21 protein-coding genes and 2 tRNA genes are annotated in these 26,977 nt (G+C 36.1%); 9 read left to right on the plus strand and 14 right to left on the minus strand.

The window, feature by feature from the left end:
• Window positions 1-101 precede the first annotated feature (101 nt).
• From D1839_RS16600 to D1839_RS16620, 5 genes are all read right to left on the minus strand, one after another.
• On the minus strand, window positions 102-1,124 hold the full coding sequence (locus D1839_RS16600; RefSeq protein WP_286164841.1) for a LacI family DNA-binding transcriptional regulator: 1,023 nt from the start codon (window positions 1,122-1,124) through the stop codon (window positions 102-104).
• A gap of 41 nt (window positions 1,125-1,165) precedes the next feature.
• Window positions 1,166-3,526, minus strand: coding sequence for a glycoside hydrolase family 31 protein (locus tag D1839_RS16605; RefSeq protein WP_120380956.1), 2,361 nt, complete (start codon window positions 3,524-3,526; stop codon window positions 1,166-1,168).
• A 45-nt stretch (window positions 3,527-3,571) separates the two neighbouring features.
• Complete coding sequence (locus tag D1839_RS16610) at window positions 3,572-4,420, minus strand: sugar ABC transporter permease (RefSeq protein WP_183030262.1); 849 nt, start codon at window positions 4,418-4,420, stop codon at window positions 3,572-3,574.
• Window positions 4,420-5,718 carry a carbohydrate ABC transporter permease gene (locus D1839_RS16615; protein ID WP_120380957.1) on the minus strand — a complete coding sequence of 433 codons (1,299 nt, stop codon included), beginning with the start codon at window positions 5,716-5,718 and terminating at the stop codon, window positions 4,420-4,422. The genes D1839_RS16610 and D1839_RS16615 overlap by 1 nt, the downstream gene beginning before the upstream one ends.
• 119 nt (window positions 5,719-5,837) lie before the next feature.
• The gene (locus tag D1839_RS16620; RefSeq protein WP_199690320.1) at window positions 5,838-7,112 is read right to left on the minus strand and encodes a sugar ABC transporter substrate-binding protein; all 1,275 of its coding nucleotides are present in this window, start codon (window positions 7,110-7,112) and stop codon (window positions 5,838-5,840) included.
• A 273-nt stretch (window positions 7,113-7,385) separates the two neighbouring features.
• Between D1839_RS16620 and D1839_RS16625 the strand changes: the two genes are divergently transcribed.
• Together D1839_RS16625 and D1839_RS16630 are read left to right on the plus strand one after the other, a co-directional pair.
• Complete coding sequence (locus D1839_RS16625; protein ID WP_120380958.1) at window positions 7,386-9,167, plus strand: glycoside hydrolase family 13 protein; 1,782 nt, start codon at window positions 7,386-7,388, stop codon at window positions 9,165-9,167.
• Between the two features lie 717 nt (window positions 9,168-9,884).
• Window positions 9,885-9,957: transfer RNA gene (locus D1839_RS16630), tRNA-Thr, on the plus strand.
• Window positions 9,958-10,680: 723 nt separating this feature from the next.
• Here D1839_RS16630 and D1839_RS16635 read toward each other — a convergent pair.
• On the minus strand, window positions 10,681-12,000 hold the full coding sequence (locus D1839_RS16635) for a YeeE/YedE family protein (RefSeq protein WP_120380959.1): 1,320 nt from the start codon (window positions 11,998-12,000) through the stop codon (window positions 10,681-10,683).
• Window positions 12,001-12,454: 454 nt separating this feature from the next.
• Between D1839_RS16635 and D1839_RS16640 the strand changes: the two genes are divergently transcribed.
• A complete protein-coding gene (locus D1839_RS16640; protein WP_330585569.1) occupies window positions 12,455-12,937 on the plus strand; it encodes a Uma2 family endonuclease in 483 nt (160 codons plus the stop codon).
• Window positions 12,938-14,175: 1,238 nt separating this feature from the next.
• On the opposite strand, the gene D1839_RS16645 is transcribed toward D1839_RS16640, so the two are convergent.
• Complete coding sequence (locus tag D1839_RS16645; RefSeq protein WP_120380964.1) at window positions 14,176-15,570, minus strand: VWA domain-containing protein; 1,395 nt, start codon at window positions 15,568-15,570, stop codon at window positions 14,176-14,178.
• 485 nt (window positions 15,571-16,055) lie between these two features.
• Here D1839_RS16645 and D1839_RS16650 point away from each other — a divergent pair, with 485 nt between their 5' ends.
• Complete coding sequence (locus D1839_RS16650) at window positions 16,056-16,523, plus strand: hypothetical protein (RefSeq protein WP_120380965.1); 468 nt, start codon at window positions 16,056-16,058, stop codon at window positions 16,521-16,523.
• 52 nt (window positions 16,524-16,575) lie between these two features.
• Here the strand turns inward: D1839_RS16650 and purU are convergent, their stop codons facing one another.
• Window positions 16,576-17,475, minus strand: coding sequence for a formyltetrahydrofolate deformylase (purU, locus tag D1839_RS16655; protein WP_120380966.1), 900 nt, complete (start codon window positions 17,473-17,475; stop codon window positions 16,576-16,578).
• A 148-nt stretch (window positions 17,476-17,623) separates the two neighbouring features.
• On the opposite strand from purU, the gene D1839_RS16660 reads away from it, so the two are divergent.
• Window positions 17,624-17,713, plus strand: a tRNA-Ser gene (locus tag D1839_RS16660).
• 428 nt (window positions 17,714-18,141) lie between these two features.
• Here the strand turns inward: D1839_RS16660 and D1839_RS16665 are convergent.
• The gene (locus D1839_RS16665) at window positions 18,142-18,855 is read right to left on the minus strand and encodes a gamma-glutamyl-gamma-aminobutyrate hydrolase family protein (RefSeq protein ID WP_120380967.1); all 714 of its coding nucleotides are present in this window, start codon (window positions 18,853-18,855) and stop codon (window positions 18,142-18,144) included.
• A gap of 589 nt (window positions 18,856-19,444) precedes the next feature.
• On the opposite strand from D1839_RS16665, the gene D1839_RS16670 reads away from it, so the two are divergent.
• The gene (locus D1839_RS16670; protein ID WP_120380969.1) at window positions 19,445-19,978 is read left to right on the plus strand and encodes a hypothetical protein; all 534 of its coding nucleotides are present in this window, start codon (window positions 19,445-19,447) and stop codon (window positions 19,976-19,978) included.
• A gap of 817 nt (window positions 19,979-20,795) precedes the next feature.
• On the plus strand, window positions 20,796-22,856 hold the full coding sequence (locus tag D1839_RS16675) for a thioredoxin domain-containing protein (RefSeq protein ID WP_120380970.1): 2,061 nt from the start codon (window positions 20,796-20,798) through the stop codon (window positions 22,854-22,856).
• A 269-nt stretch (window positions 22,857-23,125) separates the two neighbouring features.
• Here the strand turns inward: D1839_RS16675 and D1839_RS16680 are convergent, their stop codons facing one another.
• The 4 genes from D1839_RS16680 to D1839_RS16690 all read right to left on the minus strand — a co-directional run bounded on the left by D1839_RS16680 (window position 23,126) and on the right by D1839_RS16690 (window position 24,354).
• Window positions 23,126-23,344 carry a hypothetical protein gene (locus tag D1839_RS16680; protein ID WP_120380971.1) on the minus strand — a complete coding sequence of 73 codons (219 nt, stop codon included), beginning with the start codon at window positions 23,342-23,344 and terminating at the stop codon, window positions 23,126-23,128.
• A gap of 128 nt (window positions 23,345-23,472) precedes the next feature.
• Window positions 23,473-23,595: a hypothetical protein gene (locus tag D1839_RS21420; RefSeq protein WP_353616262.1), complete on the minus strand. Its 123-nt coding sequence runs from the start codon at window positions 23,593-23,595 to the stop codon at window positions 23,473-23,475.
• Window positions 23,595-23,831 carry a hypothetical protein gene (locus tag D1839_RS20485; RefSeq protein ID WP_199690321.1) on the minus strand — a complete coding sequence of 79 codons (237 nt, stop codon included), beginning with the start codon at window positions 23,829-23,831 and terminating at the stop codon, window positions 23,595-23,597. Before D1839_RS20485 ends, D1839_RS21420 begins: the two co-directional genes overlap by 1 nt.
• A gap of 97 nt (window positions 23,832-23,928) precedes the next feature.
• Window positions 23,929-24,354, minus strand: a complete 426-nt coding sequence (locus tag D1839_RS16690; protein WP_120380972.1) for a hypothetical protein — start codon at window positions 24,352-24,354, stop codon at window positions 23,929-23,931.
• A 133-nt stretch (window positions 24,355-24,487) separates the two neighbouring features.
• Between D1839_RS16690 and D1839_RS16695 the strand changes: the two genes are divergently transcribed.
• Window positions 24,488-25,129 (plus strand): DUF4352 domain-containing protein, encoded by a 642-nt coding sequence (locus tag D1839_RS16695; RefSeq protein WP_120380973.1) that lies wholly within the window; start codon window positions 24,488-24,490, stop codon window positions 25,127-25,129.
• A 670-nt stretch (window positions 25,130-25,799) separates the two neighbouring features.
• On the opposite strand, the gene D1839_RS16700 is transcribed toward D1839_RS16695, so the two are convergent.
• On the minus strand, window positions 25,800-26,474 hold the full coding sequence (locus tag D1839_RS16700; protein ID WP_120380974.1) for a hypothetical protein: 675 nt from the start codon (window positions 26,472-26,474) through the stop codon (window positions 25,800-25,802).
• Window positions 26,475-26,573: 99 nt separating this feature from the next.
• Between D1839_RS16700 and D1839_RS16705 the strand changes: the two genes are divergently transcribed.
• The gene (locus D1839_RS16705) at window positions 26,574-26,762 is read left to right on the plus strand and encodes a hypothetical protein (RefSeq protein ID WP_120380975.1); all 189 of its coding nucleotides are present in this window, start codon (window positions 26,574-26,576) and stop codon (window positions 26,760-26,762) included.
• The last annotated feature ends 215 nt before the right edge of the window (window positions 26,763-26,977 follow it).

Here is a 26,977-nt window from a genome sequence, read left to right on the forward strand (position 1 = left end):
AAATAGAAAGAAAGCCAAACAATTATAAATTCATTGTTTGGCTTTCTTTCTATTTTCTCTTTGCTTATGTTCCAGTCTTCCTAATCTTAGTATGTTTTTTGTTATTTTGAAGCTACAGAATCTCTATAAACAATTTGATGAGGAATAATAATCCGTTTTTCAGGTGCAAAATCAGATTGCGCTTTTTCAATCAATGCTTTCGCTGATTGTGCACCAAGCTGGTAAATTTGAATATCAACTGTTGTTAACGCGGGACTTGTTAGCTCGGATAAATATACATTGTTAAAGCTTACTAATGAAATATCATTTGGAACATCATAGCCTAACTCTTCCAAAGTACTTAATACACCTAAGCTCATTAAATCGTCACTCACCACAATCCCTGTTGGAGGATGTTCTAGTTGCAGTAATTGCTCTACCGCTTCTCTTCCACCAGATTTAAGGAATTCACTATGGATACTATAAGCATCACTCACTGGAAGGTCTGCTTCTTTTAAAGCTGCTTCATAACCGTTTTCACGGTCCATGGTGACGATGAGATCTCTTGACCCACCGATAAAAGCAATGCGCTCATGACCTTGTTCGATTAAATAATTCGTTATTTCTTTCCCAGCTTTAAAGTTATCATTATCCACATGGGTGATTTCATTTACATGATCATATGGTTTTCCCACCATAACAAATGGAAAACCTTTTGTCCGCAGAAAATCCGTTATTCGATCATTCATTCGTGAATAAAGTAATATGACTCCATCCACATAACTGCCATAGACCATTCGCTCCACTTCAGCAAACATTTCTTCTTCTGTTCCCCCGCTCGATAGCATCATCGAATATTGCATATCATGGGTGATCGTACCAATCCCACGCAGTACTTCAGGGAAAAATGGGTTCTGTAAGGATTTGTCTGCAGATGAAGGCATTACAACGCCAATTGTTTTTGTCGATTTAGCTACTAAGTTTCTTGCATTCACATTAGGATGGTATCCTAATTCCTTCATTGCTTTTCTAACCTTCTTTTTGGTGTCAAGACTAATTCGCGGGTTGTCTGCGATTACTCTGGAAACAGTAGAAGGTGAAACACCTGTCGCCTTTGCTACGTCTTTAATTGTCACCATTGCCATATCTCACCCTCTACTTTTTCATTTTCATTATTTTTGTTTGTTCACATTGCTTGATTAAAACGTATACGCGATTGTTTCGAGCTTTCCGCTCCGTTTATTATAACACGCTGCCCTTCTCCAAGACCAACCACATTAATCTTTATATCTTGATAATCCGGTTGATACGAACCTTCTTTACATGTAACATCAATGACTACTTGATCAGATGTGGAAGTAATCTCCATTTCTAGTTTAAGATATTCTCCATTTTCATATGCGAACGTTTCTCCATCATCATCATAATATAAACATGTATATTTTGCATCTGACTGGGTTGCATAGACGGACATTTTTATATCTTTGCCTTGCTTTTCCTTATTTGAAACAAAAGTACCTTGTACAACTGCGGTACCTTTTTTAATAAAGACTGGCAATTGATCTAGTTCAGCGTGAACGAGATGAACCGTTCCCCCATGATATTCTTCTTCGGTAAAGAAATCAACCCAATCTCCTTCTGGGAAGTAAACGGCACGATCGGTCACTGCTGGCGCTAAGATCGGTGCTACCATGACATTATCCCCAAGCATAAATTGGTCATTTAGATTATATGTCTTCTCATCAGCTGGATACTCCATCAGTAACGGACGCATAACCGGAAGACCCAGTTTGCTCGCCTGATAAAATAACGTATATAATTGCGGCATCCATTCGTATCGCATTTTAATATATTTTCTTATGATAGCTTCATGGTTCTCTCCGAACTGCCACGGTTCTTGATATAAAGTTCCGATGGCTGAATGATTACGGAAGTATGGCGTAAAGGCTCCAACTTGTGTCCAGCGTACCAAAAGCTCTGGATTCGTATCGTGGGCAAATCCTCCCACATCAGGACCAGCAAAAGCGATACCAGATAACCCTAAGTTCATGACCATTGGTAAGCTCATTTGCAAATGTTCCCAAAAACTACGGTTATCTCCTGTCCACAAGGTTGCATACCGTTGTACCCCGGCATAACCAGCACGAGTAAGTAAAAATGGACGCTTGTCATTTAATTGGTTTCTAAGCCCTTCGTACGTTGCTTTACCCATTAATAACCCGTAGACATTATGTAACTCGCGATGGGTTGTTGGCTTGCCATCATTTCGATGCATAACTGTTGTATCCATTGTTTTAGTTTCATTAAATACTGCTGGTTCATTCATATCATTCCATATACCTTCTACACCCATATCGGTGTAAAAAACATGCTTGTCGCCCCACCATTTGCGCACACGTTCTTCGGTAAAGTCAGGAAATGCACTTTCTCCAGGCCAAACGTCACCAATGTAGATGTCACCTTCAAGATATTTACAGAAATTATCTTCTCTCACACCTTCTTGATAAATGGTGTACTCAGGGTCTTTTTTTACACCAGGATCAACAATCGGAACAACGCGAATACCCATATCTCCTAGGTCAGCTATTAATTTCTCTGGATCAGGGAATTGATCTTTATCAAAGGTAAACACACGATAACCGTTCATATAGTGGATATCTAAATGGATCACATCCACTGGAATATCACGTTCGATAAATTTTTGCGCTAAGGCACGTACCTCTTCTTCTGATTCGTAGCTATAACGAGATTGATGATAGCCTAATGCCCACTTTGCCGGCATAGGCATCCTTCCTGTAAGCAAGGTATATTGTTCAAGGACCGCTTTCGGTTCTGGTCCAGCCATCACATAATAATCAACTTGGCCCCCAGCTGCGCTGAATGTATACATATGTTCATAACGCTTCATATCGAAGGTCGTTCGGAATGTATTATCAAAGAAAATACCATGTGCTTTTCCACGACGCAATGTCATAAAGAAGGGAAGCGATTGATATAAAGGGTCTGTTTCTGGGTTATGTGGCGCATAAACATCACTATTCCACATCTCGTATTTTTCACCGCTTTTATCCAAAAAGCCGCTTTTTTCTCCAAATCCATAGAAATGATCTTCACTTGTTTTCTCTTTACAAACCATCACTTCACCATTTTCCTTGAAGGCCATTCCGCGTTCTTTCTCCTGAACGAGAACACGTCCTTCTAAATCCTTAACAGCAATCCGAAATGGTTGTTTGCTGATAGTAACCTCCAGCTGGTCTGTTTGTAACGTTATACATTCAGAGGATTCTTGTTCAGTAATTTTCAGGCTTTCCGGCTTAGCAATCACCGTTTGAGATTGGTTTAAATCTGGATCACTTGTAGGATTCATCACAATCCGAACGATGGAAGGATGATAAAAACGAACGCCGACATATCCATGATCACAAGCAAACCAATAACCGTGGGAACTTTTTCGATAATCTAGCAAATTTCCGATGTCAATAAAACGAATTGCTTCCGTTTCTATATTATTGCCTGGATGAATCGCAAAGCTCGTATCTTCAAGCATGGTAATACCTCCTGTTGTCTCATAGTAATAACGAAGATAGACAGCCTACCCTTTTGTAGCCCCCGAAGTTAAACCTGAAATTAAGTAACGTTGCAGTAACAAGAACACGAGCGCAATTGGTACAGCAATAAGGATAGATCCTGCCGCAAATCTAGTGAAATTCGTTGAGAATTGGTCGTTGATAAAATTGTATAAACCAAGTGCTAAAGTATATTTTTCTGGACTTGTTAAAACTATTCGCGGTAACAAGAAATCCATAAACGGCGCCATAAAATTAAATAACGCTACAACTGCTAATATCGGCTTGGCTAATGGTAACATAATCGTCCAAAATATTTTCAAATGACCTGCCCCATCTATTTTCGCAGCTTCATCTAGTTCTTTCGGTATCGTATCAAAGTATCCCTTTACCAACCATGCGTTGAAAGGAATTTGGCCACCAAGGTAAATTAACATTAATCCGTAAAGAGAATCGGTTAAACCAATCGTGTTTAATAAAATGTACAAAGCAACCATTCCCATTAGAGCTGGGAACATTTGTAATAATAAAAACATGTACAATCCATATTTTCTACCAACAAATTTGTAGCGTGAAAACGCGTATGCAATTAATGATGTAATAATAACGGACCCTACAGAATTGACAACGGCAACATAAAGGCTGTTTTTATACCAGATGATATAATCACTATTTGGGCTAGTAAACAACCATTTATAATGTTCTAAAGTCGGATTTTTGGGGAGCAAATCCGTTACCAGCATATTGGAACCCTCATTCAAACTCATCATTAATGCCCAGAACAATGGGTAACCAATAATAATAAACATAACTAGGAAAAAGATATAGATAAACGTTACTTCAATTCTCGATTTTTTCTTACGTGACATAGCCATTAGTAACGTCCCTCCTCTTTAAATGAAGCTGTCTTCCTAAATTGGAAAAAAGCGAATACAGAGATGATTAATCCCATAATAATCGTGATTGCTGCAGCCATATTATAGTTATTAGATTCAAAGGTTAATTTATATACCCAAGATATTAAAATATCTGTTCCGCCAGCATTTTGACCGCGAACAGCTGGGTTACCTTCATTAAATAAGTAAATAATATTAAAGTTATTAAAGTTTCCTGCATATTGCATAATCAATAAAGGTGCAGTTGCAAATAGTAAATGCGGCAATGTAATGTGGCGTAATTTTTGCCAACGCGTACCTCCATCCACATCCGCAGCCTCGTACATATCTCGAGGAACGCTTTGCAATACCCCTGTAAATAAAGCAAACACAAACGGAAAACCTAACCATGTTTGGATCATAATTAATGCTACTTTCGCCCAGAATGGATCTGACAACCAAGGAATCATTACATTAAATTGACTTAAAATATCCCGGTTAATCGCTCCAAATGTAGGGTTAAACAGTGCAGAAAATATTAAAATCGAGACAAATGCTGGAACTGCCCAAGGTAAAATTAAAAATGTTCGTATCGTACGTTTAAATTTAATTCTTGGATCATTGACTAATAACGCTAAAAACAATCCTAGTACAATTTGCAAAGTTGTAGCTACAACTGTCCACACTATTGTCCATGAAAATACACTTAAAAATGTGTTCTTCCAAATGTCTATTTTAGTTAAGTCAACAAAGTTTTGAAATCCTACCCAACTTAATAGATTACGAGGTGGTGCATTATACTGGTTATAGTCAGTAAAAGCTAACGCCAACATGAATAATAATGGCACAACAACGATAAATAATAACATTAATAAACCAGGTAAAATCATAAAATATGGAAAACCATTATCATAAAAATTTCTCATACCCTGAAACAATGTCGGATTAGGACGCTTTAGCTCTCTAGCGATCGCATCAGATCGAGCGTCTTTGATGTTGTAAATATAGATTGCAATTCCAAATCCAAGGACAATCAATGAAATTAAACCTTGTATGAGCAATTGAATGGAATGATGTTCACGTGGGATCGTTCCAAGAGTGAACAGACCCCAAATTCCAATATCAATAAAATTCCAAGTAGTGACTAGAAAAGAAATCGTTACTATTAAAAAGATACATCCTTTTAAAAACCGTCTATTATAGATTTGTCCCAAACCAGGAATAATAATAGATAAAATCATTGCTAACGTACGAGGTTGTATTTTTCGGGCTTTGGTGTCATTTTGTTCGGTAGCCATCCCGCTTCTCCTCCTATTACCAATTGCCAAAAATTAGCACTGGTTATTTCCTAATTATTGCTTTTTTTTATTTTAAGATATGGTATAGGGATCGTTTCATCCCTATACCATCCCTTGCTTTATTTTGCGCCCGAAGCGTCTATTTTTTCTTGAATCGTTTTTACTGCTTCATCCAATACTTCCTTTACAGGCTCCCCTTTGGAAATAAAGTTGAGACCATCGTTAAATGGTTCCCATACTTGCTGCATAGCAGGAACACTTGGCATTGGCTCTCCATATTGTGTTTGTTCTGCAAATGCAGAGTAAATCGGATCATCGGCAATGATTGGATCTTCCATAGCGTCTTTACGAGCAGGTAGCTCTCCAGCAATATCGTAATATTTCATTGAACTGTCAAAGTTCGTTAAATACGCCATTAAATCTTGTGCCCATTCCTTATTCTCTGAGTAGTAAGAAAGCATATATGATTTAACGCCTACAAATGATTTAGGAATTTCCCCATTTTCTAAAGCAGGTAATGGTGCAGTACCTAAGTCATCTCCCAAAGCTTCCGAATAGTCGCGTACCATCCAAGGACCATTAACAATGGTAGAAACTTTTCCTTCCTGGAACAATCCATTCATAATATCAGGAGTTAAGTCTTGAGGAATATAGTCTTTATCAAACCACTCCGAAACTAATTTCCCACCTTTTACAGCGCCTTCATTATTTAATCCAATATCCGTTATATCATATTTACCGTCTTCATTTGCGAATACATAAGCACCGTTCCCTGAAAAGAAAGGGTATACAAAGTATAAATTAGCTGCTTCCATCAGAAAGCCAAATTCATCTTTACTAGGGTCCGTATCTTTTTCAGCAATGTTCATAATTTGTTCCATGGTTTCAGGTTTTTCTTCTACACGTGCTTTATTGTAGTACATAGCGTACGTCTCAGCTACAGCAGGATAACCCCAATAGTCACCATCGTATTGCACAGCTTGCAAAGCTGTATCTGTATATTCTTTTTCTGCATCTCCCAAATCTACCGGCTCTACTAATCCTCTAAGTACTAAGTCACCAATTCTATCATGTGGCTGGAAAATAACGTCTGGTCCATTTCCTGCTGGTCCTTCAACATCTAATTTTTCAACTTGTTCAAGCATGTCTACAGGCACCATTTCTATTTCAATTCCAGTTTCTTCTGTGTAACTAGCCGTCATTTCTTTCAAGGCTTCTTCCTGTTTTTCTTCTGCATTTACCCATAGCTTTAATTTTTCAGGTTTTTCTGGCATTTCACTTGATTCAGCAGTTTCTTTTTCTCCTTTTGATTCTTTAGCGTCATCTGGTCCACAAGCTACTAAAACGCTAACAAATAAAATCATTGCAAATAAGTAAAATAAACCTTTTTTCACATTAGACCCTCCTAAATGATGGAATTTATTTAGCAATGCTGCGCAATTTAGTGAAATCGTTTGCACTAACATTGTATTTTCATTATACATCATCTCACATGAATTGCAACTACATCTTTTTAGGTTAGACACCTTTAATTAAGTGGCAGATAACGGTTTCATTATAAATAATCTTATGCTAAGATTATTTATAACAACAATTATTTTCTATCTTAATCGTCTAGCAAATAGGCGTTATGAGCGCAAACGTTTTAACTAAAGGAGGCATTCAAATTGATTAGAGAAGCGATTTATCACAGACCAAAAAATAACTTTGCTTACACATATGACAAAGAAACATTACACATTGTTTTACAAACGAAAAAAGATGATATGCAAAGAGTTGAATTAGTTTTTGGCGATCCATATGATTGGAAAAATGATGAGTGGCAGACAGAGACCAAATCAATGACAAAAACAGGATCAACCGTTTATCACGATTACTGGTTTATTGCAATCAAGCCTAAGTACAAACGGCTACGTTATGCATTTATATGCAAGGATGAATCTGAATCCTGTGTTTATAGTGAAGGGGGAATATTTAATACTTTACCTAAAGATATCGTAAACTATTTTTGTTTTCCGTTTTTAAATTCAGTTGATGTATTTCAAGCGCCAGAATGGGTTAAAAACACCATTTGGTATCAAATTTTCCCTGAGCGATTTGCAAATGGAGACGAAAATCTAAATCCCCAAGGAACTTTAGCATGGGGATCAGCTGCCCCAGCCCCGTCTAACTTCTTTGGCGGTGATTTCCAAGGAATATTAGATCACTTAGATTATTTAGAGGAATTAGGAATAACAGGCATTTATTTCACACCAATATTTAAAGCGTATTCTAATCATAAATACGACACTATTGATTATATGGAGATTGACCCGCAGTTCGGAGACAAGCAAACGTTTAAAAAGCTAGTTGAAGCTTGTCATGAGCGAGGAATTAAAGTAATGCTTGATGCGGTCTTTAATCATAGCGGCTACTATTTCCCACCATTTCAGGATGTATTGAAAAACCAAGAAAACTCGAAGTACAAAAACTGGTTTCATATTTGGAATTTTCCCGTCGTTACAGAGCCAAAACCAAACTATGATACATTTGGATTTGTATCTTCCATGCCAAAGTTAAACTCAGAAAATCAAGAAGTAAAAGACTATCTATTAAAAGTTGCCCGTTACTGGATAGAAGAATTTAATATTGACGGCTGGCGTTTGGATGTAGCCAATGAAGTTGATCACACATTTTGGCGTGATTTCCGTCGTACTGTCAAAGAAGTAAAGCCAGATGCTTATATATTAGGTGAGATTTGGCATGATTCCATGCCATGGTTACAAGGCGACCAGTTTGATGCAGTCATGAATTATCCATTTACAAATAGCGCCATTGACTATCTTGCTAAAAATACAATCAGCGCCACTACATTTAAAAATGTGATTACAAAAGTAATGCATATGTATCCTAAAAACGTCAGTGAAGTTGCGTTTAATTTATTAGATAGTCATGATACACCAAGAATTTTAACCTTAGCTAACGGAAATATCGAACGAGTTAAATTGCTTTATCTTTTCCAATTTTCCTTCTCTGGAACTCCTTGTATTTATTACGGAGATGAAATTGGCATGCGCGGAGGACATGACCCAGATTGTCGCGCTTGTATGGAATGGGACGAAGAAAAGCAAAACCGCGAGCTGTTTACTTATGTACAGAGACTAATTCATTTACGTAAAACGGAGCCTTTATTCGGAAATAATGCTGCTTTTCGTTTTTTATATGCAAATGATAAGACAAATACGATTGCCTATGAAAAATATGATAAACAAAAACGTCTTATCTTCCTTTTAAATGCTGGAGAAAATGAAGCTAATGTAGCAAGTGCTTGCATTTTTGAAACGAGCGAGCAAGTAAATGAATGCAGCGTTTCTCACTTTAAGAATGATGCAAGTAAAGAATGTATAAATATATCAGGACCGCTAACGGTACCTGCTCTTTCCTACCGTATATTTGAATCTACGAAATAATATCCAAGGCCTTTTGAGATGAAATGACTTATTCTCAAAAGGCTTTTTAGTACTATAAAAAGCTTAGGTTAATAGTACTGGGGTCATACTGGTCATAACAGTATCTTAAGTTAATTCCATTTACCTACCACTTCTAGCAACAGAAATGAATGAATTTGTTGCTTGTGGTGATTAACATGGCAAGCAAATGTAGCAATATAATTAAATAATGACTGAGAATAGTCCCGATATTTATCTATTTCTTCCGCATTTAATGTAAAATTTACAAAGAATTCAACTTTTGTTTTCTGTTGTTCAGCTGAAACTAATTTTTCGCATGTGATTAGTTTTACTCACTCAATTAAATCACGGATATACGTCACTCGGTACATAAGCAGAGGACGGAGGGGTGATTGTTTCAAAGTCCACCTCGCAATAGCAGCATCTTGCTTCATGTTTAGATGCATCTCTTCAAGAATTTACTTATCCCCAAAAGTCTTATAATTAAACATTTTTCATGACAGTTGAATAAATTCGTTCTCTATATTTCTTTTTAAATGCTTCTCAGATCTAATTCTATACTTTTCATTTTATAATATAACCTGCTAAAGTAATCAGGCTAGCAAGTCATTAGATATGAATTAACGAAAAAGTTCTTTTTTTGAGATTATTATTTCTATGAGAAAAAGGGTTGATGAAAGTATTCAATAGGAGTATTATATTTCATGTAGTATTTTTGCTGGTGTAGCACAGCTGGTAGTGCACTTCACTCGTAATGAAGGGGTCGGAGGTTCGAATCCTCTCACCAGCATCAATGGAAATATTGATATAATGCTGTTCTTGATAAACTCAAGAGCAGCATTTTTATTTTAAATCGTTGTTTCGATGACCAATTTACCGACCAAAGCATACGTTTAATTAATCCCCTACCTCACAAATAAAAATGTGGCTATACTAATTTTAGTTGTTGTTAATGTACGTGACTATTCAGTAGATTTAGGTTGATTTCGGGCTTCCACCTAAGTTGATATTATATAATTGTACTATTTGCTTTACTAATCTTAATCCATATATTTATGGTTATCTTGCTTAATCATTCCCGTAGAAAGGGGTGATAAGAATAGGAAGTATCAGTCTGAATAGATGCAGATCTTCTTAGTTTCTTAAATGAAAATTTACTCTCAACGGTGGAAACAGCTGAACTATTAGGAGGTCTAAAGACTTATCCTACGTTAGGTTTGTATATACCTTATGGCTTGAGGAGATATTTTCCTCGGTTGCATATTTTTTGACGAGCTTTAATACCTTGCTGTCAGCTTTAATTGATAAATTTAAAACGTTCCTAGTAAGTGAAAGGATTCGCCATCTATCTTTTAACAATACGCGGTCACTTTTGACGCACTGTATAACCCTTGCCTTTAAATTGTGATGGGATAGTCTCTCCTAGCTTATTTAGATGCCACGCATATTCGATACCTTAATAACTACTATGACTTTGGCAAGCTAAATTTCTCCTAAGTAGTTTGTTAAAATTTTATCTTCTATGTCTATTTGGAGGAATAATATTAAGCCTTCCTTCAAATAGTTTCAACCCAACTATACCACCAAGGATAAGGGCAACGGTAAATCCCCAGCCTGCTAATGAAAAATTACATATGGCTGAAAATAAAGCACCGATATTACAACCACCAGCGCATCTTGCTCCAAATCCCATAATCAATCCACCGCCAGCATAGATGAAGGCATCCTTCATGGAATAATTAAAGTTAAATTTGAACTTACCAGCTAAAAGCAAAGCAATCAAAGAGCCAAATATAATACCAATGTTCCTTACTGTCCCATTGTGGTTCAACAAACCATTATTTACATCCTCTAGAATGCTTGTGAATGCTGGCGAATTAAACTCAAAACCAAAGTTTTGCAAGAATGCGACATCCCATCTAGAAAAAGCAGATGTAACACCCCAGCTTGAACCTGTCGTATTAACAATAAAAATGAACATTACTGCTAATAAAATAGCGCCCGTTAAAAAGCTCCAACGTTCAATGAAAAATTTATGATAAGTTTCATAACTAAAAAATTTATAATCTTTTTTTGCCTCTATCGCTTTTTCGTCATATGCCAACAATTCTTCCTCATAAAAACCCTCTTTTTTTCTAAAAGCTTCATATTTGTTCACTAATATATAAAGTAAAAGAAGTGCGAAAAGTGATACGAGTAAAGCACCTATAAAACCAAAAGTATGAGGTAAATACATCGTTGTACTGAATTCCCCTAAAGCAGAATCATGTATTTTATATCTTACCAATTCTCCAGGAGCTGTCCCGAGTACAAAAAACGGTAATACAATCATAGCACGGGTAGCGCCTTCGCCAATATCTGTCAATGTTCCAGAAGCACAAGCGCCTGCCATTATCATCCCAATACCAAAGATAAAACCTCCAACAATCGTTGCGATACTAAGTGTATTAACCGATTTAGAACCAGGTATAATTGCATCTCCAGCTTCAGCCATAAATGCTGGTACGGCACCATTTGCTGCAGCATACCAGTGTATTCCTATCATACCAATCATTGTAATCGCAAACATAATTATTAGTGCTTTGGATAAACCTCCAAACCCAGTTACATAAATTTTTTTTACTCCACCAGCAAAGCCGAAAGTAGATCGTGTCAAAATATAGCCCAATGCCACTCCAGTTAATAAATACAACGTTAATTTTTGACTTGAATGAGCAAGAAATGACCCGAAATATCCAACAAGAGCAATTACTATTAAACCGACAATGGATTGAATCAGTAATGTGTACGTTTTGAACTTCGGTTGAGGAATGGTGGTTTGATTAGTTTTCATGAGATAATTCCCTCCATATATGTGAAATATTTCACATATATGTTAATTAACTTTCCAATATTAGTCAATGTAAACTTTCCATATTAAAATAATTTAAATATTGCTTTATTTCAAAAATAAGATTGGAAATCCTTGCAAATTATTGTGTTAAAAAATTAGCTTCATTAATGCTGGCTTGCCAGTTTATTTATTGGCTTTGTGCTTGCTGGACTGTCCATATTTAGTTTCTTCGTTTCAAGATCAATCGGATTACGTTGTCATAAAAAAAACTGATATGGTACATTGCCCCCACCCGCCCACCCAAAAGGTTAGTGTAACTTTTCAAATGACAGATAATACTATACAATTTTAAAAAGGGGTGTGAGTAAAATGAGCTTACCAAACGAAGAACTTGTCTCCTTAAAAAAGTTTTACCAAATGCGGGAGCAAACTGATCAGCTCCTTGAATATATTGATGGCGTCGTTTACATGTCACCCCCCACCCTCCACCGTTCATCAGCGGCTATCTATGCGATTAGCCGCGCAATTATACAACCTTTTAGAAAGCGATGATTGTGAGGTTTTCCCGGCACCGTTCGATGTGAAACTGAGTAATAAAAATATTCCTGGAGATAAAGTGGTTATCCCTGATTTGTCTGTCATCTGTGACAAAAGTGATCTGGATGATCAACAATACACAGGTGCTCCTACCTTGATTATTGAAATTATTAGCCCATCCAATCAAGCGCATGACCTCATTACCAAATTGAATTTATATATGCAGTATGGGGTCAAAGAGTATTGGATTGTGAACCCCCTGCTGAACACAATCATGATATATGCCTTGAATGAAAAAGCTAAATACGAACTGAAAGACATTGTCAGGGAAAAAGGTATCGTGACATCAACAGTGCTTCCTGATTTTTCAGTTGACGCTGAGAAGCTTTTTCAGCAATAACTGCGGGATGCGGGGACGGTTCTCTCGTCCCGAACAAAAGCGCTGAGCGTCCGTTTAGCAACGTAGCGAGTGGAACGAAGCAACTAAAGTTTTAGGAATCATGGTAAGGATACGAACCAATGGTGACTTATCATAGGGCGATTCGTGAAGTCGCCTAGTTGCTGGGCGCTTAAGCCCGACGTAGCTATTGGGTTATATCGGTATCCTAAAGTAACAAATTTTATACTTTCTTACCTTCTAAAAAAGTCAGTCCAAATTTGACATCTGGACTGACTTTTTTAGCGTTAGCAGTAATTTTCTCTGTGATAAGTTCTAGCTCATCAAGCTCTATGTATGTAAAATATAACTTCTTTTGTAGCTTATTAGGAATAAATTTTGCACCATCTTTAACGATGGCATCGGTTACATTATTGACTTGATTCTGTTTTTATAGATTAATATATTGAGGGCTAGTAAAATGACTGCATGATCCCTATTTAAAATGATTGGGTTCCCTTGAGAAAGTGCAGATTGGACGGCTTCTATAACGAAGTCCATTTCCAATGTTTGATCCAGCCCCCTACTGACCTGTTCTTTAGTTCCTGTAGAAATTATCCCTTTAAAGACCTTTCTACCTAAAAAGTAAAATAGCGGACAGACACTTATTGCCTCAGTCTTAACATAAATAGAAAACACATAAAAAATCACACTAGCGTTACATAAATATTGTTGTAATTTTCAGTTTAAATTATTTTCAGAGAGAGACAAAAAACTAAATACTCAACTAAAGGTGCTCCATCCATTTTTAAAAATTATACAATTAACCATGGGCAGCAGCGGCGTTTTCTTTATTAAGAAGCACCTTTCCCATCCATTTTCAGAATCCAGATGTAAGCTAGTTTCCATAGAGATGCCTTTAAAAATCGGCTAAGTTTATAAATGATGCATGATCTAGAAACCAAACGCAAAAGTAAAGCTAGCAGAAAAAATGAATAATCATTAACACTTAGTACTTTAATCTCTCTCATAGAAAAATCTTCTCCTTTTCCCCCTCGCGTTAATGAACGTCATTCCCCCTCGTAATGAAGGGGGGCGGAGGTTTAAATCCTCTCACCTACATTAGTACAGATGAACGCCTAAACCTTTTGTAACATTGGTTTAGGCGTTCTAGTTCCGTATGGTTACTTGAAGGAGATAATAAATATCATAATACTAAGAAAAAAGATTGGTTACACAATGTGAATTCTCCCTATATTTAGCTATAAATCAAGATCCTTGGTTATATAATCTATTTTTTCTTTTAATTCATCAGCTGTTTGCGTGATTTCATCTTGTTTTTTAGTGCTGATCCTCTCTGCAAACTCTTGAATAACGCTTGTTCGCTCATCTAATAGATCGCTAATCGCAAGTGCCATGTCATCGTCTATTATCTTTACATCAACCAGTTCGTTTAAAGCACCCATCATCCGATTATTTTCCCTGTTCCGTGAATCATTATGCTTATTTACTAAGGACATTAAATTATTTGACATTTCTACAGACGCCCAGTTAATATCATTTATATTTCCAGACGACCAAAAGCGCCAAGTAGTTTTACCCATACTCTCTTTCCAGTTTTTAGTAATTTGCTGGTCTAGCTCCTGTTTATTTTTGACAGATTGATACTCTCCGCCTCCAGCTTGAGCGACTTCTTTTAATTGGCGATCAGCTTTATCATCTACATCAAATCCAATAATATTGATGGTAAGATCTGTAATTGTCTTTTTAGCATTTTTTGCAGTTTGGATTGGATCTCCATCACAAGTCTCCACACCATCAGAAACCACATAAATAAACGTTTTCGTATCATTATCCCTTGCTTTATTCAACTCTTTTTCAGCCAGCTCAATAGTAGAAGCTAAAGGGGTCCACCCACTCGCTTCAAAACTGTTTAAGGCATGAGAAAACTTATTTTGTTCATACTGCTTCAATGGGTAGACCGTTTCTATACTTTCACAAGATCTTTTTTTATCTTGATCTGATCCAGTGCCTTTATGACCGAAAACAGATAAAGAAATATTTACATAATTCGGTAAACTTTCAGAAAACTTTTCTATGCTTGATTTTGCAAGGGTCATTTTATTCCCACCTGGCACATCTGCCTTCATACTTCCGCTAGCATCGATTAAGACGGCTACATTTATTTTCTTTGTTTCTTCGTTGAGCTCTTCTTCACTTACTTCTTGAAGAAGTCTGCCATCTGGAAGCTTTAATTCCTCATACTTAACTTCAAAGTCTTGTATTGGATTTAAGGTAGCACCCACATTTGTACGCAAACTTGAAACAATGGAATTTGCCCACTGTTTAGCATCCCATCCCTCTGTGTTTTTATCTTTCATTTCTTGTACGTATGTAGTAATTACTTCTTCATCGGCCTTGGAATACTCATCATTAGGAGCGAATTCTTTTTCTTGAATATATTCCTTAAATAGCTTACCAGAGGGCTCCATTAATATTTCTTCCGCCTTAAGACTATAGTAGATTTCCTCATTATCCTTACTTGTTCGCGTATCAGCATCTTTACTTTTTTCGTCTTGTTGTTGCTCTTTCTGGACATTCTGACACCCCAGTAATGTAAGGCAACACAATAACACGATATAGAATTTTTTTGACATACTCCTTCACTTCCCATTCCCATATTATGACTATTAAAAGTATAATCAACTTTTGAACATGTTGGTACTGACCCTTCTTCCTATAACCAAATAACTAGTGTTCAATAAATTTCTAGAAAGTTTTTTAAAAGACAAGCTTCATATGGATATTATTTCTTAACAGCATTTTTTCAAAATTACTCGAAACCACTGAACACGAGAGTTGTATTTCAATGGAATAATGCGATGAGCTATTGTTTGAAAACAAATAAAATAAAGCTTTTTGGGTGAAATAAGGGCTCATTAATTATACATTTATTTCCTGTTTTTATGATAATATTACCTGGAAGGAGGAATACATATGGCGATGGTTAGTACGTTATTAGGTACTATTGCATCACTGCATCACTGGGGATCACGGTTGGTATCGTATTATTAATTATGGGTGCTATCAAAAAGAAAAATAGGCTAATCAAGAAGAGAGTAAAGCAGAAAAACAACATGATGTGGATAAGCAACTAAACGATGAGGAAGACGTTGAGGACGATGATGATGACGATGGTAAAAGAAAAAAACTTTCTAGCCAACAGAAAAAAACAATCAAGTCACTACAAAACTTTCCAGCTTTTACGAAAGAATACAAAAAACTTAACAATAGTACCCAGAAGAAAGCTTGGGATAAACACTTATCAGGCAAAAAAGTAACTTGGAAAGGTTATGTGATGGAAGCAAAAGGAAAAAAAGTCTACGTCTGGGGAGGAGACAAATACAAAGATCAGAAATGGTCACAGGTTAAAAAGAGCAAGAAAAATGAAGCATACCAAGTGTTTCTTGCTGATTTTGGAAGAAAAGCCCCAAAGAAAACATTAAAGACTGGCGACAAAGTAACCATTCAAGGGACGATTATGTCAAGTGGTGACGCAAAACAAAATCTACATTGGAAACTCTATAATGCCAAATTGAAGTCAAAATAGCCTACTTTCTACAAGCAGGCTATTTTCATAGGGCGATAGTTATAAATACATATCAAAACACGATCGTTTTATTTTCATGGACAATAATTCGATCCTCCAGATGCCACTTGACAGCCCTGGATAATACGACCCGTTCAATCGCTTGCCCAATCTTTTTCATTTTAGCGCTATTATCTCTGTGATCTACTCTGCCTATATCTTGTTCAATAATCGGACCTTCGTCTAGATCATCGGTCACATAGTGAGAGGTTGCTCCAATCATTTTCACACCCCGTTTATAAGCCCGCTCATAAGGATTCGCCCCAACAAACGCTGGCAAAAAGGAATGATGAATATTAATGATTCGATTCTCGTAGTTCGTAACAAAATCACTGGTTAATATTTGCATATAACGTGCCAACACGATGACATCCACCTGATGTTTTTTCAATAATTGGAGTTGCTTTTCTTCTACTTGCTTGCGAATATCTTTATTTGCTGGGATATAATAAAAGGGTATCCCAAGCGACTCCACTGTTTCACGAGCCGTTTCGTGATTACTTATAACAAGTGCGATATTTCCCATCAGGTCCCCGCTTTGATATTCCCATAACAATTCCATCAGACAATGCGGCTCATTGGAAACAAAAATTGCCACATTCTTTAACTGGCTAACGTATAATAACTGCCATTCCATTGCAAATTTCTCACCAATTGGTTGAAATGCTTGCTCTAACGTTTCTGCTTTTTCCAGTAATTGTGGACAATAAAATTCGATGCGCATAAAAAACTGTCCGCCATCCGGATCGAGGGTGTATTGATCTGACGTAATAATGTTTGCATCATGCCTATACAAAAAATTGGAGACAGCAGCGACAATACCCGGCTGGTCTGGACATTTAATTAACAGTCTTGCTTTATTTTTATTTTCCGATTGGTACTGTTGGATACTTTTCTTCATGTAGTGATTCATTGCTGATACCTCAATCATTTATATTTGTATAATACTTTATGTTATTTTGGGCAAACAGTCAATCATTCGTCTATTTTAAAAGTTTTTATGCAAAAAACTTGTCATAGCAATTCATTTCTCTTACAATATGTATTGTTCTTATTCATAGGGAGAAGTACCCAAGTCCGGTTGAAGGGGACGCACTCGAAATGCGTTAGGGCGTGCAAGCGCCGCGTGGGTTCAAATCCCACCTTCTCCGCTCGATGTTTCTTCTAGATTTAAAAATAAGTCAAAAGCATTGAAGTTACTGGTGTTGCAATGGTTTTAGCGAACAATAAATAAATCTATAATTTTATTAGTTTATTATTAAAAATGTTACCATTAAAAAGAAAGGGTTTTATGCCTTCTTGTATTTAATTGGATATTAACAATATAGGTATAGTGGCTTCTATTTCTTCTGCCCCTTTGAACTTAATTTAGCTTATCGATGATCATATCATTGTCAAGTCCAAACGTTTCAGAATTTTCCCCATGCGTTAAATATAATTATTTAAAAGCTATTTTGTAAAATCTTTGGTAACTCAGCAGTTTTCCTAATATTATTAGCATCACATGAAATGAAAAGGAGAGGTTGCAGTAACCCTTTTGCGGAAACAAAGCAACCTTCTTTTGTTAACCTATGTTGTGTTAGTTTTCACTACATGCTTGGACAAACGCATGGTAAATTCTTTTAGAAACTGTATCACCAGCCGTTGCCAAATTTTCAGGATGCCATTGCACTCCTAATATAAATGGAGCCTGTTTACTTTCCATTGCTTCTACAACGCCATCACTTGAAATCCCACAAATTTGTATATTTTTTCCCAACTTTCGGTTTGCCTGATGGTGTCTGCTATTTACTTTTATTCTCTCTGTTTCTACAATCTCTCTTAGTAATGTCTCCTCTTTTACATGTACAAAATGAGAAGCATGACTAGCAGGGGCATTTTGTTTATGCTGTAATAATTTCCCATCTATTTGCGCATAAATATCCTGGTACATATCACCACCTAGTGCAACGTTTAAAATTTGACATCCTCTACAAACACCTAGGATAGGTTTTTGTTGCGTTAGCATTTCATCTATGATGGCAACTTCATATTGATCACGAATTGGATTTATTTCACCTAATTTCGGATGTGGTTCCTCATGAAATAAGGTTGGGTCAATACTATTTCCTCCAGTTAAATACAAACCATTAATCATGTTTCCAATTTGTCGAATTTGATCTTCTGATACTACAAAAGGTAAAATGATTGGAACTCCTCCAGCCCCTTTGATTGCAGCAATATTAGCAGCGCTAACAAAATGCATATTCGTTTCATTTTGGATTGACGGGGTTATTCCGATAATGGGATTCAATTGAGGCACACTCCTTATAGCGAATTTTCAATCTTGTTTTTCACTTTCATTTAGTATACGGTTGTTTTAGGGAAATTGCTATCCTTAAAATGATTCAAGAAAGTTGTCCTCTTCCGATTTTTGGAATAAGATTACTGATTTTAAATGTTCACCTATAGGTCTCTTCCAATTTTCCCTCGCCTTTTTCGGCATTCGCGTTATCACTATTATCTCCACAAGCAGATAGTAATCCCATAGATAATACTTAAAGATAGTCCTATAAATTTTGCTTTGTTCAAGCTTATCCCACCTCATTTGTATGAAAATAGCATGCCTTTTCCAATACATTAAGCATATTTTGGTCAAATGACTTGTTTTATGTACCTTCAATTACGTATAATTTTTGGTGAAATTGGTTAGCGTTGCAGAAATATTCTTTATGGCATGATGCCCCTGACCAAACACTCTTATTATTAATTGTACAAAATAATTATTTTGCTACTGTTAATTAGCTGTAAAATAAATGAAATTTTACCTAAAATTAGTAACACCATGCGAGTGAAACTTTGTGGAGCTTTATCCGTAATATTTAGAAACAAGGGGGGAAAAAATGCGTACCTATCATTTAAAAGATGTCATCTATTTTTCAAGTAAAAAAGCAATCCCCGTAACAACGGGCATAAATGAAATTGGATATATACGCAAAACCAATTCAGATACACTTGAAAAAGATAGTGTGTTTTCATATATAAGTGCTGATGAACAGGATCGTTTTGAGTTAGGGATAAAGCAAAATGGCTGGAAACGACTGGTATTAGCAGAGTATCAACTATGTACAGAATCCATTCAATATGATTTTAAAGATAAATTAGGAAGCAACATCCTTTATTTCTGTGTTGTAGGGAATATGGATGGTCAGGATATTTTAATTGAAGAAAACTGGTCTGGAAATTTAGAGGTAAAGGTAAACAAACTTAGAGTTGCTAAGATTAAAATCGGAACATTTAGCCTGAAGACAACCTTTCAATTTGAAGATACAGTTGAAGAAAATAGCCCCTTATTTGCGCTTACTATTTTGATGTATTTTATGTTTAAAATATATGAAGCAGAAGCTGAATGGATAGAGGGGCTACTTGATATATAACCTCATACATTAGACGAGCGAGACAAGGTGTCTCCACATACAACGATCTTTATTCTTATGCAAATTCCATTTTCCTTTTGCTTTAAGCAGACGATTCTTCAACAATAATATTATGATTGATGCCACCAATAAGAAAGATATCAGGAAAAAATAAATGGTAAGCTAATGAACAGCACAAGCACCTATACTAAAATTTCTCTATGCTTATCTACATAAAATATATTTATTAAAATAAGTATGAGGTATATTCAGCAATACCCATATCAAGTTCGTATCGTAAATCTTATAATCCATTCTACTATACTGTATACATTACTATGTAAAAAGTAATGTTTCAATTTAACTTGCAGATGCTGGATTAATTAACCTAGTCAACTATACAGCCCCAATCAACAGGATTTTTTTCAACTCCCTAGGATGAACTAAACCAAAGGCTTTTAAACACATCAAGGCTTCCAGATTCAATCTTTTTGGGATAGATATCCCCTCCCAATATAGGGCGAAAAAGCATCTTACATTTATGATAAATCAGGAAGCTTATCCTCAAAAGCGCTTACTGTACCTACAACTAAAGCTGATGAAATAGATTTTATGCAAAAGTTCTAGAAGATAATTTTTTATTTATATATGTTTCCTCAAACAGGAGCGATTTTTTACAATAACAAGTTATTTGTAATATAACTCTCTCCATTTGTCCCATAATGCCAAGCTCAATAACTTGACCTCATACTAAACTTCTTTGTTAAGGTTAAACTAATCAAGCGCATCAATAAATATTTTCAAAACTAACATTACTAAATGAAAGAGGTGAGCTGCGTTGTCATTTGATAAAACGCCCAATCAATTAGTTCATGAAAAAAGTCCATACTTGCTTCAGCATGCATATAACCCTGTGAATTGGTACCCATGGTCTGAAGAAGTTTTCGCCAAGGCAAAAAGCGAAAATAAACCCATTTTTCTTTCTATTGGTTATAGCACTTGTCATTGGTGTCATGTTATGGCAAAAGAATCGTTTGAAGATACGGAAGTTGCTTCTATCCTAAACGAAACATTCATTTCGATCAAAGTGGATCGGGAGGAACGACCAGACATTGATTCGATTTATATGAAGGTTTGCCAAATGATGACAGGACAAGGCGGGTGGCCGCTATCGATTTTTATGACGCCCGATCAAATTCCATTTTATGCAGGAACTTATTATCCTAAACACCATAAATACGGGATGCCAGGCTTTGTAAATGTACTTCAACAACTTTATAAAACATACATGCAGGACCCAGAACATATAGCGGATGTTACAAGCAAAGTCGAAGATGCCCTTCGACTAACCGAAACAGAAAAAAGTGCAAATCGGATTAAACAATCACATGTAAATGAAGCATTTGCGCAGCTCGAAAACAGATTTGACAAAGTATATGGAGGCTTTGGGCATGCTCCAAAATTTCCTATGCCTCACAATGTGCTCTTTTTGTTGCATCATTCTTATTTTGTCGGTAATAAAGACGCGTTAAAAATGGCTGAGCATACCTTGGATGCAATGGCAGTTGGTGGTATTTATGACCATATCGGTTTTGGTTTCTCTCGCTACAGCACAGATGAAAAATGGCTGGTTCCACATTTTGAAAAAATGCTCTATGACAATGCTCTCTTATTAATCGCCTATACGGACGCGTATCAATTAACTAAACACGTCACGTATAAAAACATTTGCAACGAAATGATTACCTTTGTTTCCAGAGAATTGACTCACCCAAACGGAGGCTTTTATTCCGCTATTGATGCGGACTCAGAGGGTATTGAAGGAAAATATTATGTGTGGGAAGAGCATGAAATAGATCAGGTACTAGGAAAAGAAGACGGTAAACTCTTTAAAGCTGCTTATCAAATTACACCAGAGGGTAATTTTTCTGGTAAAAACATACCAAATTTGATCAATCAAGATTTGAAGCAAGTTGCTGCTTCAGTAGGCGTTTCACTGGAAAGCTTAACAAAAAAACTCGTATTGTCTCGAGAGAAATTGCTTGAGGCTCGTGAAAAAAGGACCTATCCTCATGTAGACGATAAAATTTTAACTGCGTGGAATGGGTTAATGATTGCTGCATTGGCAAAATCAGGGAAAATATTCCGAAATAGGATCTATACAGAGATGGCCCAGAAGGCGATCCAATTTATTGAAGATCATTTATATCAAGATGGTTGCTTAATGGTTCGCTACCGAAAAGGCGAGTCAAAACATGTTGGTTATTTAGATGACTATGCTTTCCTACTATGGGGCTACATAGAATTATATGATGCCACCTTTCACCTACCCTATTTGGAAAAAGCGAAGCAATTACTTGACCAAATGATAAAATTGTTCTGGGATAACGACCATGGTGGTTTTTATTTTTCTGGAAATGATAATGAAACACTCATTACAAAAGATAAGGAGGTATATGACGACGCTCTTCCATCAGGAAATAGTGTCGCAGCAGTAATGCTTGTTCGTATGGGATATTTAACAGGTGAGCCATGTTATCTGGATTATGTGGAAGAGATGTTTTATACCTTTCATGACGATATCAAAACACAGGCGTCAGGAAGTCCGTTTTTCCTGCTAAGCCTGCAACGAATGGAATTTCCGTCTAAACAAGTTGTGGTCATGGGACCTAGTAACGATCTGAAAAAGCAAGTTTTCTTACAACAACTCCAGCAGATGTTTTTGCCAAATATTACGATATTGTCATTTTCCGAAGATGATCCGTTGGCAAAGCTCGCACCGTTTGCAAGCGACTATCGATTGATTGACGGAGAAACAACCATTTATGTTTGCGAAAACTTTGCTTGTAAACAGCCTACAACTAGTACAGCTGAGGCATTTCGCTATATACAAGAATGATTGCCGTTTTTACGCATAAACTGTACTCCATTGTTAGATACCCTTTTAACAATAGGAGGTACTTTTTTATGACAAGTAAGCAATAGCGCAGAAACGATATACTGCATTTCGTGCTATAAAATTTTGGCTTCCTAAAATCACATTTCAACATAGCTACTCTCGTTGATGCATAAAGACTTGTTAATAGTTAGAAAAAATCTTGCTTTGTAAAATAACCTATTCTAAATTAAACAATTGGGGGAGAATTTTAAGCGAGTACGGACAGGTGTTTATGATTTTAAAGGAGCATAAGAGAAGGCATAACAACCTTCTCTTTTCTGTTGCTCTTTATATGTTAAAGCAATCTCCACTATATCTTTTGGCGATAAATCCTCATCGCTCCAAAAAACTAAATCACTAGGAGCCGGATAAGGAACATTTTTTTCTAGTAATTCAATATATGCACTTACTTCTTCATCGGGTAGCTTAGGGTCGCAAATCTTTTTCACTAGCTCAACTAATTCCTCTCTAGATAAGTTTTTTCATAGTTTTCCTCCTCTTGCTTATTTATTCGCTTTTTTTCCGAATTGATATGCGGGATCTAAAATATTTTGATACATTTTTGGTGAAGTAATCATTAAATTGTCGAGATTATATACATCGCCCCCTTGTCTATAGGTTGTTTATGGTGGAGTATATATGATTTATGCTTCCCGTAATGTTCTAATTTAGGCGCAATGGGAGAGTTTCCTTCCAGCATTATTGAAACATTGCGTCTATTAAACTCCTTTGCGAAGTTAGATTTTGCCTTGGATTTTCAAAAGTCTTTTCTAAATTCGTTGATGATCTATAGTGCTTACCTTTATCCGCAAATTTAATAACCCCACCAGCTTTAATCAGTTTTAAAGGTTTCCCCACTGGAAGAATAGAAGCTCCCACCCATATTCTTTCACCCACAGAGGCTTCTGAATCAAGAACCGTATTCACATCATCCAACACAACGCAATCTAAAGCCTTTTTGGAAAGTTTTAAGCCATCTTTTCCGATCTTATATCCTGCTAATCCTACATGTAAACCTGCCTTGACGATCCCATCAGTAGCTTTCCACCCAGCTCTTTTCCGATTCCTTTGGCTTGTCTCGATCGGCAGGAATCGTATCCACTAATTCATATTCTACACTTCCAGATTCGGTTTGATATTTCCTTACGTTCCTGCCATCCGTTAAGGTATAATAAGTTCCCTGACGTACCTTTTTATAGTTCGATACCTCTACCGTGGAAATTACTTGGTGTTCATGGTGGAGAACTGTTGTGTAGTTAAATAGTCGCCTGATGCTGCTGTAGCTGCGTGCATAGCCCGGTAGCTGTAATCCATGATTTTCAATCCAAAGTGTTTCTGAATACTGAAGCGGAATAGCTGCAAATCGATTATAGCTAGAGAGTAGAAGCTTACCTGCTTCGCCAAGGACTGTCTCTAACCCTATTGCGTTTCTAATAGCCTTATTCTCAATACCAGCCACAAGTTAGTCGCATTATACTAAAAGTGCTAAATTTATTGAATTGTTATGGAAAAGTATTTTCTTGTATGGAAATATCAACCATAAACTGATACTATGTAACTGAGTAAATAATACATAAAGGGGATATTAGGAAATGAAGAAATTATTTATGTTTTTGATGCTAATTTTGTTATCCTTTGCATTGGTAGCTTGTGGAGGAGAAGAGTCAAAGGATAACGACAAAGAAGCAAAGGCTGATGAAGCCAATTCCACAGAAGAAAAAGAAGAAAAGGAAGATACAGAAAAAGATGGGGAAAAGTCTGTTTCTGAAGGTGATGTTATAGAAAACGAAATGGGTAAAACCACTATTCTAAACAAAAAGAAAGATATGGATGAATTAGTCGAAAGTGGTCCAATGAAGTTAACAATAACAGGCATACAAAACGCAACATTAGAGCCTGGAGAAGAGTACAAGCAAATGTTTGACAACAAAGATAAACTAACAGTAATTACAGTTGGCATGAAAGTAGAAAACACGTCCGAAGATACGATTTCATTCTATCCAGATCAGGCAACTTTAACTACTAATGCAGGGGATCAAGTGGAAGCAGATATGTTAATGTCAGATGACGTTGGCGGAGATTTCTTTGGCCCTACTAAAAAAGAAGGAAAGATTATCTTCAAATTAGATACTCCTGCTGAAGAAATAAAGGACATCAAATTAATTATAAACGGTGCGTCTGATGAAAACCTAGAAACATTAGGCGATAAAATTGAATTGCCATTAAGTTTTTAATAGATAACAAAGGAACACTGACTTAGCTCTCTTTGAACATAGAGAGCTTTTTTCTTTGGCAAAAAGTGACTGTTGTTATATGCGATGCTGAGAGTTACAATAAGAACGAACGTTCTTAAATGTGGTACCATGAATAAAGAACTCAAACAACTCGCTGTAAACTTTATAGCCATGCCTCTTGCAATAGCTGTATTTAAACACGACCAGCAATATTTTGATGATTTTCATGATCCTGATTTCTATTTAGACTTTACCAATAAATCATTAGATTAATAAATAAAGACTTAGCTGCCACTAAGAAACAACTGTATAGCCAATACCATTTAGATATTAAACGGATGGGCAAAACTACGTATAAGCGGCAGCATAAAAATAAAGCTGGCGTGTAGAAATATACGCCAGATCAACTGGGAGAAATAATTACTAAAGTGTGTACCATGTATTTATATAAGGGCTGTGGGCTTGGAGCAAAAGAGAGCGACTTATGTTAATTTTGTGCCGCCGGATGTGGAGTAAATAAAATTACTACATCCCCGTAACTCGTTTCGATTAGGGTTACAAGAGGTGGTAAAGTTAATAAGAAAACGCAAGAGATGTGCTCGTTTATTTTATCCACACATTTGTCATCAGTCAAAAGGAACTATTTTTTCAAAGAAAGGGCATTAAATTTTCACCACTTACATAAATCAGGTAAATCTTTTAACCCCGTCACCCAAGGCAAAAAGTAGTATGGAGCGTATTCTGAATTATCGAAGTCAATTTCGATTTCTTCTAAGTTATGTAAATTAGGAGTCACCTTCCAGATTTTTTGCTTTACTTTTCCATTTCTTATCCATAAGTCGTCATAATTTGAGAGTTTAGAGTCAAAAACAAAATAAGTTTTTTCTTTGTGAAATTTATTCTTTTCGAAGATACCATAATTAACTAATAAGACATATGGTAAATATTTTTCTTCCATTCCTTTATAAAACCAAATATTCCTTTTTGATGCCTTTTCTATCATCTCCTTATAGTCTTTTGTTGTTAAATCTTCAAACATATCTTTGCATTTTTTGTATAATGGCCATAAATTGCTTAATAGAAAACTTTGTATTTTTTTTGCGTTTTCCATATCTTTTTCTATTGGTTGTAGATTGTCATATAATTTTCGCCTTCCCCCAACAATAGGGCATTTTGTTCCTGTATAATGTGAAAAATGAGTCGTTACACCTGGAGATGAATTTCCTCGCGTATACATTTCTTCATTACAAACTAAACACAGTGGCGTCTTTTCCATATAATGCATTACCCAATCTCTAATAAGTACTTTCTGACCAGTTTCAGAATCTAATGCAACTCTAGGCAATGAGCGTACCCTCCATTTTTCTTAGTCTATATACAGTATTCGACAAATTAACAAAAACACCTTCAAAACACAGAAAATGTTATGAGAGATGGCGTTGTTGTGGAAAGAAAAATATCTGGACATTTGGTTGGCTTTGGATCTGTTAAAGATATGGAAAGATTGGAGCAATACTACGACGATGGTTTTACTGATGAAGGAATGACTGAGATTAGGGAGAAGAATATACTTATTGTTACTGAATGTGGTGAGATGTCTGAGGAGATTGTAGTTTGTAATCAATTATCTTAAACTAAGTAAAGTGTCAATGTTACGGAAATAGGCGTATTAAAGTTTTTATTACAAATTATGTCGAAGTACTATACCATAGTAAAGTTACTTTTTAGGAGGAGTCTATATGAATTCAAAAGAAACCATTATAAAACATGCGGGACTGTCAATAATTTTGTGTAAATAACCGAATACCTTTTCTCGTAGTTCTTGTTACTTGTTAAACATATCTGTTA

Origin of the sequence: Roseburia sp. 1XD42-34 (assembly GCF_009917385.1) — a bacterium.
Taxonomy (GTDB): Bacteria; Bacillota; Bacilli; order Bacillales; family Amphibacillaceae; genus Virgibacillus.

Bases quoted from the DNA above. Each gene is read 5' to 3' on its own strand.
- D1839_RS16670 (WP_120380969.1), top strand. From the start codon at position 19,445: ATGCGTACCTATCATTTAAAAGATGTCATCTATTTTTCAAGTAAAAAA.
- D1839_RS16645 (WP_120380964.1), bottom strand. From the start codon at position 15,570: ATGTCAAAAAAATTCTATATCGTGTTATTGTGTTGCCTTACATTACTG.
- D1839_RS16605 (WP_120380956.1), bottom strand. From the start codon at position 3,526: ATGCTTGAAGATACGAGCTTTGCGATTCATCCAGGCAATAATATAGAA.
- D1839_RS16615 (WP_120380957.1), bottom strand. From the start codon at position 5,718: ATGGCTACCGAACAAAATGACACCAAAGCCCGAAAAATACAACCTCGT.
- D1839_RS16610 (WP_183030262.1), bottom strand. From the start codon at position 4,420: ATGGCTATGTCACGTAAGAAAAAATCGAGAATTGAAGTAACGTTTATC.
- D1839_RS16600 (WP_286164841.1), bottom strand. From the start codon at position 1,124: ATGGCAATGGTGACAATTAAAGACGTAGCAAAGGCGACAGGTGTTTCA.
- purU (WP_120380966.1), bottom strand. From the start codon at position 17,475: ATGAATCACTACATGAAGAAAAGTATCCAACAGTACCAATCGGAAAAT.
- D1839_RS16635 (WP_120380959.1), bottom strand. From the start codon at position 12,000: ATGAAAACTAATCAAACCACCATTCCTCAACCGAAGTTCAAAACGTAC.
- D1839_RS16695 (WP_120380973.1), top strand. From the start codon at position 24,488: ATGAAGAAATTATTTATGTTTTTGATGCTAATTTTGTTATCCTTTGCA.
- D1839_RS21420 (WP_353616262.1), bottom strand. From the start codon at position 23,595: ATGCTGGAAGGAAACTCTCCCATTGCGCCTAAATTAGAACATTACGGG.
- D1839_RS16640 (WP_330585569.1), top strand. From the start codon at position 12,455: ATGGCGTCGTTTACATGTCACCCCCCACCCTCCACCGTTCATCAGCGG.